The following is a 15,509-nucleotide window of genomic DNA, read 5'->3' as shown; positions in this document are numbered from 1 at the left end:
CGCCTATAAAAATTGTTATGCTCGACCGTACCCTTATTTTTTCTGTTTTTGTCGTTGCTTCTTGTGGCTTAGCCTATGAGCTCATTACTGCGGCCTTAGCCAGTTATTTATTAGGCGATTCGATTTTACAGTTTTCTACAATTATTGGCTGTTATTTATTTGCCATGGGCATTGGCTCACACCTAGCGCAATATGTGCCCGAAGATAAAGTATTAGACCGCTTTATCGAAATTGAACTATTAGTCGGTTTAATTGGGGGTTTATCGGCAACATTGCTATTTGTGATTTTTGCATGGTTGTCGATGCCGTTTAGAACAGTGTTGTATGCCCTTGTATTAATTATTGGCATGTTGGTGGGCATGGAAATTCCGCTAGTGATGCGCATTCTTAACCAACATAAAGCCGAATTTAGTGCGCTAATCAGTCGAGTGTTAACCTTTGATTATTTGGGTGCCTTAGCGGTTTCACTACTCTTTCCACTCATTTTAGCGCCTAAACTTGGCTTGGCGCGTAGTGCATTATTGTTTGGTATTAGTAATGCCGCCGTAGCCGCATGGACAATTTACAGGTTTAAAGATCAATTACAGTCGGTTTCTCGGCAGCGTAATCGGGCGATTTTAAGTTTAGGTTTTTTAGTGTTAGGGTTTGTTGGCAGTGATAAATTAGTCTCTTGGTCAGAGCAACAAATTTTTGCCGACCCGATTATTCATGCCCAAAGCACACCGTACCAACGTTTAATTGTTACCCGTTGGCAAGATGACTTGCGCTTATATATTAATGGCAATTTGCAATTTTCTAGCCGAGATGAATACCGCTACCACGAAGCCTTGGTACACCCTGCCTTAGCGACACGACCACAAGCAAAAACAGTATTAGTGCTAGGTGGCGGTGATGGTTTGGCTGTACGTGAGATTTTGCGTTATCCACACATTGAACACGTCACCTTAGTCGATTTAGACCCTGCGATGACCAGTTTATTTAGCACCAATGCCGAACTCACCAAACTTAATCACAGTGCTTTACTAAATAAAAAAGTCACCGTGATAAATGCCGATGCAGGTCATTGGTTAGAACAACAGCAGCAACCATTTGATGTGATTATTGCCGACCTGCCAGACCCTTCTAACTTTGGTTTAGGCAAATTATATTCTGTACCCATGTACCGATTAGTCAAACAACATTTAAAACCTAATGGCTTGTTTGTGGTGCAATCCACCTCGCCTTTTTTTGCCCGCCAATCGTTTTGGTGTATTGATACTACCTTAAAAGAAGCAGGATTTTTTACCTATCCCTATCATATCTTAGTACCGTCTTTTGGCGAATGGGGTTATGTGTTGGCCGACTTAACAGGCAATTATCAACCGCCACAACAGTACAGCCTGCCAATGAAGTTTTTAGATGCTGCCAGTACCGCGCTAATGTTTCAATTTCCACCCGATATGCAGCCAGTTAAGGTAGAAGCTAATAGACTCAATAATCAAATGCTCGTCCATTATTTTGAGCAAGATTGGTCACGAGTGATTCGATGAAACGGCGGCAGTTTATTACAGGCACAGCCGCCAGTTTATTAACCGCCTGCCAAGATTATGGCTCATGGCTTGATGTGCCACCGTGGTTGCCGATTAAGGTTTTAAAACCTGCCATGCAGCAAGGACATTATCTACGTCAACTCAAGCAATTACCTGCTGCTCAAGGTCAGCGTCGTATTGACACGTTGATTATTGGCAGTGGCATAGCTGGCTTAACGGCGGCATGGCGCTTACAACAGCAAGGTTATCACGACTTTTTATTGCTGATTGGCGGTGAACGTTTTGGTAACGCCAATGCAGGACAATGGCAAGATGTGCCTTATCCACGAGGCGGCCATTATTTACCTTTGCCTACCCTAGAGTCTACCCATATTCGGGAAATGTTGGCTGCGTGGCAAATTATTGAAAAAGATGCTTTTAGCCTGCGACCTACTTATGATGAGCTATCTTTAGTCCATGCATCTGATGAGCGTATTTTAATAAACCAACAATGGCACGATGGTTTATTAGCACACCCCAATAAAAACAGCCAAGACCAACAACAACGATTTTTTCAGCTCATGAATGACTATCAACAACAACATGGCAATGACGGCAAGCCTGTTTTTACCATTCCACTTGCCAGTTGTTCGATGGATGATACATGGCGAGCTTTAGATAACTTAACTTTTGCTCAATGGCTAAAACAACAAGGTTTTAACGATGCTGCCTTAGGTTGGTATATAGACTATGCCTGTAAAGATGATTATGGCTTAGATAGCCAACAGATTTCGGCATGGGCAGGCATTCATTATTTTGCTAGTCGTCATGGCTTAGCGGCTAATGCTAGCGATAACACCGTATTAACGTGGCCTGAAGGTTTACAGCATCTTGCCGCAAAAATGCTACCGCGTCAGCAGCAGCTAGTTAATGGTTTTGCGCTCAATATTCAAGAACAAAAAGATGGCGTAAATGTGTTGTATTTGGATACGACATCAAACAAAATTTTTAACATCAAGGCGCAACAAGTTATTTGTGCCATGCCTTTACACGTCACCAAACATTTACTGCCTCAACTCAAAAGTGATGGCATAAACTGGCAACAAGATATGCCTGTTCATGCGCCGTGGTTGGTGAGTAACTTTTATGTAGATAAATTTCCGCAAGAGCTAAAAGGCCATAGTTTAGCTTGGGATAATGTGGTTTATGGTAGTCCACACTTGGGTTATGTAGTTGCCACCCATCAATGGTTACGTGCAGCTAAACCGCAATACACCGTGTTTACTGCTTATCATGCTTTTAATTCGCCAAGCACCGCCACTCGTCAATGGCTAAGCACTGCAACCACGAGCGAACTCCTAGACATCGGTATTGCTGATTTAAAAACCGCTTACGGTACACAGTTATGGACAAGCGTTAAAGGTGTGGAGTTATGTGTACGAGGTCATGCAATGGCTGCGCCTACTGTTGGCTTTTTAACCAACAAAAGCCGTCAATATTTACAACAAGCCGATGGCAAAGTGTTGTTTGCCCATAGTGATTTGTCGGGCTATTCGATTTTTGAGGAAGCCGCTTGGTGGGGTTGGCAAGCGGCGAATAAGATTATTGCTTAAAAACTCATAGCAAATAAACAAGCATCAACACAACTAAGATACTCGCAATAGCAATCATCATCAAATTAGTATTTTGATAACTTGCCAAAGCCATACTATTTCCATCAACCCAAATATCTTCTTGATTAGCTTCATCTGCTTTTTGCAACATTTCCACCAAATTAGCAGTCATTTGGTCGTTAAATTTATAAGGATCAAACTTGGTAATGCCATACTGACGTAAAAAGCTTCTTACCTCATTATCAATGGTTGCATACTTCATTTCCCAGCTACTAAAACCAGAACTTACTATGGGTTGGTAGCTCAATATTTTTAAATCTTGATGACGACTATCCTTTAATAACTTTCCAAATAATAAATCTATTTGTTCTTTCTTACCTTCCAAACACTGAAAAAAACAACCATTACCATAATATAGCGCACCTACTAAACCTGCTTTTTTGTTAGATTCGCGCGCTGTATTTAAGATTTGTGCAATATTACCATCAACACCACCCTCATTAAGAAACGGCTTAAAGGTTGAACGACTCGCATAAGTTAGTCTATATAATGGCTGAGTTGACATAAATCACCTTTGTTTGTTTAAAGCTAACTAGCTTGTTAGATTTTTGTATAGTACAAAAACAATATTGACATATAATTTTCATGGATTTAGTTATACAAAATATGGACAAAAACATTTTGTAGATAAAACAATAAATTAATACGACCAATGGTTAATCGTGTATTTTTAGGTGGGTAAATTTAGTTTTTTGATAACCGTCTATTTTTTCAATCTAACCACAGCACATCTTGTCTTTATCCATCAAATAATTGGCATTATTTCCAAAGAGCAACATACTATTTCTCTATAAGATAACAACATAAACTTTTAGAAGAGAAAGATCATGCCTTACGCGCTTAGTCCTTTAGCCAAAGAACTCAAACACTTAGAACAACACGGCGACTATTTGGCCGTTATCAAATTGGTTAGAGAGCAATTAGCACAAAACAAGCGAACTTTTGCCGATCCTTATGTCAAAGAATGGATTGGCAAACGCTGGCGTAATCTGTTTATTCAAGCGGCTGTACACGACAAACACGCAGTAAAAGTAGCGACTAAAAAACTTGGTTTAGGTAAAGACAAACGTTGTGCCGAACAAAAAATTGCTGAACGTTTTTTAAAAGGTGACACCCATTTAACTGAATGGCAATTAAATATGCCCACTGTGCAAGCCAGTATGCAAATTGATGACACATTGGTTTTTTGTCCCGGCTTTATTAATGGTTTATTGCCTGCTCATGCTTTTTCGGCAGAGTTTCCACAGTTAGAAGAAGAATATGGTTGGAAGATTTTTCAGGCCGATCTTCATCCTGTTCGTAGTTGCGAAGCCAATCAAGCCGATTTATTAGCCGCGATTTTAGAAGGCAAAGGATTTAAATCTAATCCAGGTGCAGCAAGCGACCAATTCCGTACCCCAAATGCACCTGATAAAGTATTTTTAATGGGTTATAGCAAAGGCGCACCTGATATTTTAAGCACCTTAGCGCAACATCACGATAAGTTAGATGGCAAAGTACAATGTGTGGTGACATGGGCTGGTGCGATTGGCGGCTCATACATGGCCGATAACTTTTATGAACTCATTAAGAATGCTGACACCGATTTGTTAACAGGTCGTTTGCATGACTTTTTGCAATTATTAGCCCCACAAATTACCCGCAAAGGCTCTTTACGCCGTTTGGATGAATATGACATCAAAGGTGCAGTACACAGCTTAACCACGCATGCACGTAATGAATTTTATAAACAATATCATCAATTATTAGATGATTTAAACATTCCGATTATTAATATTACTGCGGCCACCACTGCCCTCGAAGTGCCGACTTTCCAAATGGCGGACTGCCTAAACCTAACTCGTTATGACGGCAATAACGATATGCAAGTCACGCAAGAGCAAGCAAAATTCAAAATTCCAATGGCAGCCCATGCTGCAATGTTACATGGCCATCATTGGGATATTTCTTATCCACCTTTCCCTCGTGCGATTCGCATGACTTCACCTAATTTGGATCATCCCTTCCCACGCAAAGCCGCTATTATTGCTATTTATCAACTATTGGCCGAGTTGGGTTTGATTAACTAATTTAAAAAGGGCAAGCACAAAGCTTGCCCCTACAATAAAAATCTTGCTTTAGATTCTGTGCAGCCAAGATGTTCTGTGTTAAGTTCTGAATGAGGCTTTTTAATCAGCCATACTCGCTTTTATTATTATTAGTACACACATGAATATCAACCGCCCACACTTACTTCGTTCAACGACAGGTCTTGTCGTCATCGCTTTATGTGTTGTCGCGAGTATTACTGTTATCTTAGCCTTTCAACCCTATATTCAACATGAAAAACAACTGATCGAACAACATCAACATCAAAAAGCTGAATTGATTGCTGATGATCTTGATAATACATTTAATACGATTAGCCAACAGATTCTAAATTTAAGTATATTAAGTGCTAGTTATTCTAATAATCCCACTCTCTTAGAACAAACTCTTACCAATCTACTGCGTGCCTCTTCGCCAGAAAATATTTATGGTATGGGAATTTGGTTTAAACAAGGACAATCGCCACATCCACGCTATCCACTTTATGGGCCTTATGCTTATTATCAAAACAAGAAAGTGACACTAACTTATGACTGGATGTCAGAAAGTTATAATTTTCAAAAACAGGAATGGTTTAAAATCATTTTATCTGGCCGAGGTCAACAACAATGCACTAATCCCTATTTAGATAATGGTGTAATGTATATCAGTTGTGGGCGTAGTTTTCCGTTATACAGTGATGCTAAAGGTATTGTGTCGATTGATATAGTCCTCCCACAACTTGAGGAGCTATTAAAAAAATACAGTACTAATCAACAAGAAATCATTCTTATTAGTGACAGTAAAAACCAACACTTAATTGCATATCCTCATAGCCAAGCTTTATTAAAACAATTCAAACAAGCTAAAAGCATTTTGGATATTAAAATTAGCGATATTTTACCAACTAAAAACCAAAAACAATGGATTATCTTAGAAAAGAAACTCAATATGGGTTGGTCTATTCAAGTTTTAAGCCGAAAAACGTGGATTGAACGTGAAGTAAATGCACTTAACCAACGTTTATATATGTGGTTATTATTTATTTGGTTAGCAGGCGTTTTAATTGATAGTTTTTGGATGTATAGCACCAAACGGATTCGTAATGCCTTAAACAGCTCTGTTGTTTGGCGTAACGCCTTAAGTGATGTGATTCCAACAGGCATTTTTTCGGCCAATTTTGATGGTCAAATTACATGGGCTAACCCCGTTTTTTCTAAATTAACCTATCAAGATAAATTCCCTGCCCCCTTGATTGATATTATTTGTTTTGAACATCAACCCAAATTTAGACTTTTTTGGCATCGCTTTTGTACCGAAGGCAAAGTTTCGGCCACTGAGTTTAAACTACGAATGGGTACACAAAAATGGGTATCCTTACGTTTGGCTCTCGCCTCTGAACATAATTTAGATACGCCAACTATTGCAGGCGTATTAGATGATGTGAGTGAACGTCGCCGTCACGAACAAGAATTACGTCATGCTAAAGATCAAGCTGAAGAAGCCAATCGCAGTAAAGGTGAATTTTTAGCCATGATGAGCCATGAAATTCGTACTCCCATGAATGGCGTCATTGGCATGTCGAGCTTATTACTTGATACTCCACTCAATACCGAACAACGTGATTTTGCTGAGACCATTCAAAACTCTGCTAATATTTTATTAAAAATTATTAATGATATTTTAGATGTTTCAAGGATTGAAGCAGGCAAACTTCCTATTGAAAACTATGCTTTCCGTACGGAGTCACTCATTACAGAAGTCATTAATTTAATTATCCCCATTACCGAGCAAAAACATTTACCCCTATATAAAGATATACCCGAACACTTACCGCTCATGTTGGAAGGAGATGCTGACCGTATCAAACAGGTATTACTAAATCTGTTAAATAATGCCATTAAATTTACCGAAACAGGCTCCATCACGCTTAAAATTGAAATTAATCATTTAGACCAACAAAATGCCCACTTAACCTTTAATGTCATTGATACAGGTATTGGCTTAAGCGAGGAGCAACAACGACGTATTTTTCAACCGTTTACTCAAGCTGACAGCTCAACGACACGCCGTTATGGTGGCACAGGTTTAGGCTTAACTATCTGCCGTCACTTGGTTGAATTGATGGGTGGCGAAATTCATTGTGAAAGCCAATTAGGTCAGGGTTCACGTTTTTGGTTTAGATTGCCACTCAAAATTAGTCAGCAACAAACTATTAACCCTGAAAAAACTCAAATTAGTTTACCTACTTTTGCACAGCAATTTACCATTTTGGTGGTTGAAGACAACCCAGTCAATCAACAAGTTGTGTGTAAAATGCTACAAAAATTGGGTTTGCACTATGAAATAGCACAAAATGGTCGTGAAGCACTGATGCAACTGAGTAGCTCTAATTTGTTTGATTTAGTGCTGATGGACTGTCAAATGCCTGTCATGGATGGTTTTGAAGCAACCAAACGTTGGCGTAACCAAGAACAAGTATTAACTTTGCGTAGAATTCCTATTGTCGCACTGACAGCAAATGCCATGCAAGGCGATGAAGATCGATGTTTAGAAGCAGGAATGGATGCGCATTTAGCCAAACCAATTAACTTAGAAGCTTTAGCGACTGTGTTGGCTAAATGGTTAACTGTGTAAAACTATCCCTTCGACTCGGCTCAAGGAGCGGAATCGAAACCAAACTACTTAACCTGAGTTCGCGGTAAAAATTCCAGTTTTTAAAGGGGAGTCCCCTCTTTAGAGGGGATTTAGGGGTGTGTTAAGGCTAAAAACAGTGTTTTGCTGTCCATTTTAACCCACCCCTAGCCCCTCCAAGGAGGGGAATTTCATCGTTGTAATTAAATAGATTCAATAAAAACGATAAGATAAAGCTCTCTTATCCCAAACTCAGGTTACTTAATATCGTAACCGCGTTCTTCGTGTGCAATTAAATCCAAGCCTTCACGCTCTTCATCTTCATTAACACGTAAACCACTGGTTATAATTGAAGTTAATTTGAGTAAAACCCACGTTAAAATCGCAGTATATAAACCAATCACCACAATACCAGTCACTTGGATAGATAACTGACTAGCAATACTATCGTGACCAGCAGCATAACCTAAACCCGAAAAAATACCTAAGTTTGGGCTACAAAAAATACCAGCCAAGAAAGTCCCTAAAATACCACCTACACCATGCACAGGAAACACATCTAAAGAGTCGTCAATTTTGAGGATCTTTTTGATAAGTTGGGTCATAAAAAAGCAAATTAGTCCTGCTAAAATGCCAACAACTAATGCACCTGCTGGACCAACAACACCTGCCGCACCTGTAATCGTACCTAAACCTGCTACCATACCAGTCACAATACCCAAACCAGACGGTTTACCAAATTTAATCCATTCACAAGCCATCCATGTTAATGCCCCTGCCGAAGCAGCAATATGAGTCACAAACAACGCCATACCTGCCGCACCATTAGCAGCCAACGCCGAGCCTGCATTAAAACCATACCAACCCACCCACAACATACCTGCACCAGTAATGGTCATCGTTAAATTGTGTGGAGGCATTGCCACTTTGCCAAAACCTTTACGCTCACCTAAGACTAAAGCACACACTAAAGCCGCAACACCTGCGGTAATATGCACCACTGTGCCACCAGCAAAGTCAATTAAGCCATTTTTAAAAAAATAACCACCACCCCACACCCAGTGAGCAACAGGCACATACACAGCGAAAGTCCACAAGGCACTAAACACTAATACTGAGGAAAACTTCATCCGTTCGGCAAATGCACCAATAATCAAGGCAGGCGTAATAATAGCAAAGGTCATTTGAAAGGCTGCAAACACCACTTCGGGAATATCACCCGTCATGTTTTCTTTACCCAAGCCAGCCATCAAAATGCGTGATGTACCACCTAACCAATCATTTGCACTACCACCATCGGTAAATGCTAAAGAATAAAAACCGATTAACCACAACAAACTAATCATTGCGGCAATCGCAAAACATTGCACTAAAATGGACAAAACGTTTTTACTGCGGACTAAACCACCATAAAACAACGCTAAACCTGGTAAGGACATAAAAAGGACTAAAGCGGTTGCTGTTAATATCCATGCAGTATTTCCACTATTTACTGGCATATCAGCAGCAAAAACAGTCGGAGCAAGACACAACAATGTGGCTCCAATTACTCTTGGAAACATAATCATCTCAAAGAAAATAGGACAAATTTATTGGTTAAGATGCAGGCTTACGCGGTTAAACCTAAAAGCCATAATCCCTTGCCAACAGCAACAAGGAGCATCTTTTATCAGCACATGATGTTAAACAGGGTCTTTTTACCGAAAAACCCATGAACTGAAAGATTTATGATGAATGTTAGACAATATCTACCAAGACAACTTCTTAGATGGCAGACTCGTTAGTTTCACCTGTACGAATACGCACAACTTGCAATAAATCAGTCACAAAAATCTTACCATCACCAATTTTGCCAGTACCTGCAGCTTTGCAAATGACCTCAATCACGCGGTCAACATCAGCTTCTTTAACCGCTAAGTCCAAGCGAACTTTTGGCACAAAATCAACCACATATTCAGCACCACGATACAACTCAGTATGGCCTTTTTGACGACCAAAACCTTTAACTTCAGTCACCGTTAAACCAGTCACGCCAATATCAGACAATGCTTCACGCACATCATCTAATTTAAACGGCTTAATTACCGCACTCACCATTTTCATTTTTACAAACCCCTATCAAAAAAAAACCCTAGATAATCTAAAACGCTATCAATAGATAGTGCCTTAAACCAACTAGGGTCGATATTGTAACTTAGGTCTTAAGTTTTGCGTTATTCTTAGTGTATTTTTTGCACTAAAAATTTGCTAACCAAACTCAAAAATCTAAATTACAATCTATGACAATCTAAATTGTCGATTAGTAGCGGTCACCACGACCACCGCCGTAACCATCACGGTCACGACCGCCACCAAAGCCGCCGCCGCCATCACGACGACCACCGCCAAAACCACCGCCGCCGCCATCACGACGACCGCCACCGAAACCACCGCGACCACCTTCACGACGAGCGCCTTCTTCTTTTGGACGAGCTTCGTTAACGGTTAATGTACGACCAGCCATTTCTTTACCGTGTAATGCGCTGATTGCAGTTTGTGCTTCTTGGTCAGTACCCATCTCTACAAAACCAAAACCTTTAGAACGGCCTGTTTCGCGATCCATAACAACCATCGCAGAACGAACAGCACCATGAGCAGAGAAAGCTTGCTCTAAATCGGCATTGCTTACGCCATAGCTTAAGTTGCCAACATATAATTTATTGCCCATGAAAGGGACTCCTCAAAGAACGATAACTCTGGGTTTATATTTTGACTTGCAAATTTTTTATAAACCCTAAACAAACACCACAAACCAGATCAGACCGACACATTGCACAAAAACACAACCGAACGAGTCACGAAGCTACAGCTAGTGATTTTTCGAGTATAACCTACATATTGCCAATGTACGATAGTTACTTGAAAAAGTTATGGTGTTTTAAGCTACTTAGAGAAGACTGGTTACAATTTAATCAGGCTTTTTGGGTCTAACGATATAAACCAACCACCTGTCCTTGCACCATCATGCCCAAAAATGGGGTATTAAGTCCTGCTGACATTAAATTTTCAGGTGCAATAGACCATGTTTTTTCGAGATCAACAATCACGACACCTCCACCGAGTTGTAATGCACCTGCTTCGATACCTAAAATTTTGGCTGGATTAATGGTTAAAGCACGCCATAACACATCTTCGGTTAATACTCCGTCACGCACTAATTTTAAACCTAAGGGCAAAACTGTTTCTAAAGCAGAGATACCAGCTTCAGTGGCAGGAAATGGTGCTAACTTGGCTGCTGCATTTAAGGGTTGATGGTGTGAACAAATCGCATCAATCACACCCGACTGTACTGCCGCACATAAGGCCAAACGATCTTCTTCACTACGTAACGGCGGACGGACATGTGCCAAACTATTAAAACCATCAATGGCCGCATCAGTTAAATGTAATTGGTGCATTGCCACATCCGCCGTGATATTTAAACCACGTGCTTTGGCAATACGAATTAATTCAACCGAACCTTTGCAAGATAATTGGCTAAAGTGAGCTTTAACGCCTGTTTCTTCGACTAATAATAGCTGTTTGGCTAAAGCAACTGTTTCAGCAACACTAGGAATAGCAGGTAAACCTAAACGTGATGCAGTAAAACCATCATGAGCACAACCATTGGCCAAACTGGGTTCTTCAGGATAAAAGAACACCGTTAACTCTAAAGAGGCTGCGTATTCTAAACAACGTAATAAAGTTTCATCATTAGCCAAACCATGACGCGCATTAGTCACCGCAATACAACCAGCTTGACTTAAAGCAAACATATTGGCGGGTTGTTTGCCGTCTAAACCTTTGGTTAATGCTCCCATAGGATAAACATTGACCTGATTAGCTTGCTGATTTTTCTCTAAAATTTGCGCAACAATAGCAGCATTATCAATCACTAATTTGCTATTTGGTGGCAAGACAACATGAGCAAAACCAGCTTTAGCGGCTGCTTTAGTTTCACTAGCAATCGAACCGTGTTGTTTTTCGCCTTCACGCAAACTGGCACACAAATCGACAAAAGCAGGCAAAATCAAACAACCTGTGACATTTTGCACCTGTTGATGAGGCATGGCACGTGCTTCTGAACCAAAAGCCACCATACGACCATTTTCAACCAACACATCCATCACACGATCTAAATTGCTGGCAACATCAACAACACGGCCGCCTTGGAGTAATACAGCTTGACTCATGATTAAATTTCCCCACGTGCTGTTACTTGACCTTGCATGGTGAGGGCTAAAACTGCCATCCGCACTGCAATGCCATAATTGACCTGTTTTAAAATTAACGATTGATGACCATCTGCTACTTCAGAGGCGATTTCTACCCCACGATTAATTGGGCCAGGGTGCATGACAATGGCATTTGGTTTGGCATAGGCAAGTTTTTGTGGGGTTAAACCATATAAAGCATAAAACTCTTCTGGACTGGCTAATAAGGGTGACTCCATACGCTCATTTTGAATCCGTAATGCAATTACTACATCTGCCCCCTCTAAGCCTTGCTCTAAACGCTCATACAACTTGATACCGAGTTGTTGAAAGTCTTTGGGCTGCAAGGTGCGAGGTGCAATCACACGAATTTCTTTTGCACCCAAGGTTTGCAATGCATAAATTTCTGAACGCGCCACGCGTGAATGACGCACATCACCAATAATCGCTACCGTTAACTGACTAAAATCGCCTGCATGACGGCGAATGGTTAACATATCCAACATACCTTGTGTGGGATGATTGTGCCGACCATCGCCTGCATTAATCACCGCGACTTTTGGTGTCACTTGGCTGGCAATAAAATGTGCTGCACCCGATTGTGAATGACGTACCACAAAAGCATCGGCAGTCATGGCTTCTAAATTCCACAACATATCCCGCAGCGTTTCGCCCTTACTATTAGAGGACTTGGCAATATCAATATTGACCACATCGGCACTCAAGCGTTTAGCTGCCACGGCGAAAGTGGTTAAGGTGCGCGTAGAAGCCTCAAAAAATAGATTCATTACGGTGCGCCCTGCTAATAAGGGTTGATTAGTAATTGCACCATCTTGATCCAAAAACGATTCGGCAAAATCTAAAATCTCGGTTAATTGTTCACGATTTAAGCCTTCAGTGGTTAAAAAATGGCGAAGGCGACCTTGTGCATTAAGCTGTAAGCGGCTGGGCGTGTGGGCTGAGGACAAGTGCATAATAATTTACGGTGTTATAAGAAAGTTGGCGTGATTTTAGCAGAAAGAGAACCGTCTGTTGACGTTTTGAGTAAGCTCCGTTAAGAAACTATTTGTAGTAATAAAAGCACCAACATGCGCAAGAATGATTCACAAAATACTCATATACGTTACAATGACCTAATAAATAAAAAGGTGTTATGGCTTGTGTATCAACATAAGTCATTTGCTAGACGATATTTCAAGGCAAAAAGCCTTGCTTTTGTTGAGATGGATTATGGCTAAACGATTAAAACTCCTCGATTCTGGCTGGTTAATGATGGAAACTCCCGAAACGCCGATGCATGTTGGCGGTTTGATGTTGTTTCAATTACCCGAAAACGCACCTGATGATTATATGCAGTCTTTTTTTCAATACTTATTACAAGTAGATGATGTTTCTGCACCGTTTAATCAAAAATTGCAGCGCGTATTACCTTTTAACTTAGATGCTAGTTGGATTAAAGACGGCAATTTTGATATTGAATATCACGTTCGTCCGTCCGCCTTGCCCAAACCCGGCCGTATTCGTGAGTTATTAGCCTTAGTATCACGTTTACATGCCCAACGCATGGATCAACGCCGCCCAATGTGGGAGTGCTATTTAATCGAAGGCATTGAAGGTAATCGTTTTGCAATTTATAGCAAAATCCATCACTCAATGGTCGATGGTGTAGCAGCCACTCGCCTAATGCAATCACGTATGGCGCGTTCTGCCGATGAAGACTTACCTCCAATTTGGTCATCAGAATGGACAAAACGCTTACCCAAAAAGGAAAAGCGTAGTTTACCCATGCCTCCCTCACCCAAAGAAGCACTCCAAAGCTTTAGCAATGGCGCGGCTCAACTGGTTGATTTGTTAAAAACGCCACGCGAAAGTAATGCCAAAGCGTTATTTCAAGCCCCAAAAACCATTCTTAATCATCGGGTTACCCCTGCTAGACGTTTTGCCGCACAATCATGGCCAATGGAGCGAATTCGTACAGTAGCCAAAGGCTATCATGCCACGGTTAACGATATTGTCTTGGCCATGTGTGGTGGCTGTTTGCGTGATTACTTAAAAAGTTATGATGCCTTACCTGCCACACCTTTAGTTGCACAAGTACCTGTGTCGGTGCGTGCAGCTGATGCCAGTGATGATAATGGTAATGCGATTAGTGCGGTGCAAGTAACCTTGGGAACGGATATTGGCAATCCTGTTGATAGACTACGTGCCATTCAAGAGTCAATGCACGCGGCCAAAAATCGGCTATCACACATGGAAAAAGCCGATATTAATGCTTTTACCGTGTTGAGTAATTTGCCGTTAATGTTAGGCCAAGCCACAGGGTTGGCTGGCAGACGCACTACGATGTTTAATGTGGTGATTTCTAATGTACCCGGCCCGAAAGAGCCATTGTACATGCACGGTGCAAAAATGTTGGCTAACTATCCTGTGTCATTGATTTGGCATGGTTATGCGGTCAATATGACGGTTCATAGTTATGTGGACAGTTTAGACTTTGGCATTATTGCTTGTCGTGATACTGTGCCGCGTGTACAAAGAATGTTGGACTATTTGGAAGATGCGTTGGCCGCGTTGGAAAATCATTTACCAAAATAAAGCCCCCTCGCCCTAGCCCTCTCCTAATTAGGAGAGGGAACTTCATCGTTATGATAACCTGCATCACAAACCTAACGCATAAACCCTAATTCAAATACTTGAGGGCGTAGTTTGTCACTGAGTGTGTCATAGGCTGTTTTAAAGGCTTCAAAACTGACAGGTATTCCGTCTTTGCTACGCGCTTCTAAGGCTTTACGAATTTGATACCACCCCACATCGGCACGATTTAACTTTAACTCTTGGCGTGTATGGTGGTCATCTGTTTGGCTAAAATAGGTTTGCCACAATTTTTTGCCTTCGTTTAATACTGCTTTTGCTTCTGTGGATAATTTTTTGCCTTTAAGATATTGCACCATAAAATCCGATTCAAAACGCTCTGGCGCATTGACTTCGGTTTCGGTAAACGGAATAAAGTGATTAACGATTGACCATTTTTTGCCGTTCCAGTCTAAGTCGTTGGCACTTGCGGTTAAATTCTTTCCGTGAAATAACATCCATATTAAACAATCATTTTTAAACTCATCCGTTAATATCTCAGTTGGTTTTAAAAATTGGTCGTTATGATTTAGCCAAGTATGTTTAACTAATTGGCGCACAGAAAAAACAATAGCCGCTTGCCATAGATTATCAACAGTAACATAAACACCATTTCCAGTACTGAATACAGAAGATGTTATTGCTGTTTGTGTGGCTGCATTTTGCATATCATTGCTATTGCAATACATATAGGCAATTGCCGTATCAATCCACGAGGTTACTTTTGCATACTTTTCTTGTGGGGTGATTGCATTCTTTAATGG

The 15,509-nt window shown here is 40.8% G+C and carries 11 protein-coding genes and 1 pseudogene; 5 read left to right on the top strand and 7 right to left on the bottom strand.

Annotation, left to right across the window (positions count from 1 at the left end; all coding sequences use genetic code 11):
• The first annotated feature begins 17 nt into the window (after positions 1–17).
• The gene (locus Q0212_RS13585; RefSeq protein WP_297926431.1) at positions 18–1,529 is read left to right on the top strand and encodes a polyamine aminopropyltransferase; all 1,512 of its coding nucleotides are present in this window, start codon (positions 18–20) and stop codon (positions 1,527–1,529) included.
• The gene (locus Q0212_RS13580; protein WP_297926429.1) at positions 1,526–3,121 is read left to right on the top strand and encodes an NAD(P)-binding protein; all 1,596 of its coding nucleotides are present in this window, start codon (positions 1,526–1,528) and stop codon (positions 3,119–3,121) included. Before Q0212_RS13585 ends, Q0212_RS13580 begins: the two co-directional genes overlap by 4 nt.
• 4 nt (positions 3,122–3,125) lie before the next feature.
• Here Q0212_RS13580 and Q0212_RS13575 read toward each other — a convergent pair whose 3' ends face one another.
• Positions 3,126–3,686 (bottom strand): BLUF domain-containing protein, encoded by a 561-nt coding sequence (locus tag Q0212_RS13575; protein WP_297926428.1) that lies wholly within the window; start codon positions 3,684–3,686, stop codon positions 3,126–3,128.
• 322 nt (positions 3,687–4,008) lie between these two features.
• Between Q0212_RS13575 and Q0212_RS13570 the strand changes: the two genes are divergently transcribed.
• The gene (locus tag Q0212_RS13570) at positions 4,009–5,250 is read left to right on the top strand and encodes a hypothetical protein (protein WP_297926426.1); all 1,242 of its coding nucleotides are present in this window, start codon (positions 4,009–4,011) and stop codon (positions 5,248–5,250) included.
• Between the two features lie 139 nt (positions 5,251–5,389).
• Positions 5,390–7,885 carry an ATP-binding protein gene (locus tag Q0212_RS13565; RefSeq protein ID WP_297926424.1) on the top strand — a complete coding sequence of 832 codons (2,496 nt, stop codon included), beginning with the start codon at positions 5,390–5,392 and terminating at the stop codon, positions 7,883–7,885.
• A 254-nt stretch (positions 7,886–8,139) separates the two neighbouring features.
• Here the strand turns inward: Q0212_RS13565 and Q0212_RS13560 are convergent, their stop codons facing one another.
• From Q0212_RS13560 to Q0212_RS13540, 5 genes are all read right to left on the bottom strand, one after another.
• On the bottom strand, positions 8,140–9,417 hold the full coding sequence (locus Q0212_RS13560) for an ammonium transporter (RefSeq protein WP_297926421.1): 1,278 nt from the start codon (positions 9,415–9,417) through the stop codon (positions 8,140–8,142).
• A gap of 229 nt (positions 9,418–9,646) precedes the next feature.
• Complete coding sequence (gene glnK / locus Q0212_RS13555) at positions 9,647–9,985, bottom strand: P-II family nitrogen regulator (RefSeq protein WP_297926419.1); 339 nt, start codon at positions 9,983–9,985, stop codon at positions 9,647–9,649.
• Positions 9,986–10,181: 196 nt separating this feature from the next.
• The gene (locus Q0212_RS13550) at positions 10,182–10,589 is read right to left on the bottom strand and encodes an RNA-binding protein (protein WP_297926417.1); all 408 of its coding nucleotides are present in this window, start codon (positions 10,587–10,589) and stop codon (positions 10,182–10,184) included.
• 259 nt (positions 10,590–10,848) lie between these two features.
• A complete protein-coding gene (locus Q0212_RS13545; protein ID WP_297926416.1) occupies positions 10,849–12,093 on the bottom strand; it encodes a dihydroorotase in 1,245 nt (414 codons plus the stop codon).
• A 2-nt stretch (positions 12,094–12,095) separates the two neighbouring features.
• Positions 12,096–13,088 (bottom strand): aspartate carbamoyltransferase catalytic subunit, encoded by a 993-nt coding sequence (locus tag Q0212_RS13540; protein ID WP_297926414.1) that lies wholly within the window; start codon positions 13,086–13,088, stop codon positions 12,096–12,098.
• Positions 13,089–13,344: 256 nt separating this feature from the next.
• On the opposite strand from Q0212_RS13540, the gene Q0212_RS13535 reads away from it, so the two are divergent.
• Positions 13,345–14,709 carry a wax ester/triacylglycerol synthase family O-acyltransferase gene (locus Q0212_RS13535; protein ID WP_297926412.1) on the top strand — a complete coding sequence of 455 codons (1,365 nt, stop codon included), beginning with the start codon at positions 13,345–13,347 and terminating at the stop codon, positions 14,707–14,709.
• Between the two features lie 71 nt (positions 14,710–14,780).
• On the opposite strand, the pseudogene Q0212_RS13530 reads toward Q0212_RS13535, so the two are convergent.
• A pseudogene (locus Q0212_RS13530) lies at positions 14,781–15,509 on the bottom strand (hypothetical protein); the annotation flags it as partial.

This window comes from uncultured Agitococcus sp., assembly GCF_937920075.1.
Taxonomy (GTDB): Bacteria; Pseudomonadota; Gammaproteobacteria; order Pseudomonadales; family Moraxellaceae; genus Agitococcus.
Note: the sequence above shows the minus strand (reverse complement) of the source record. Positions and strands in the feature narration are given on the sequence as shown.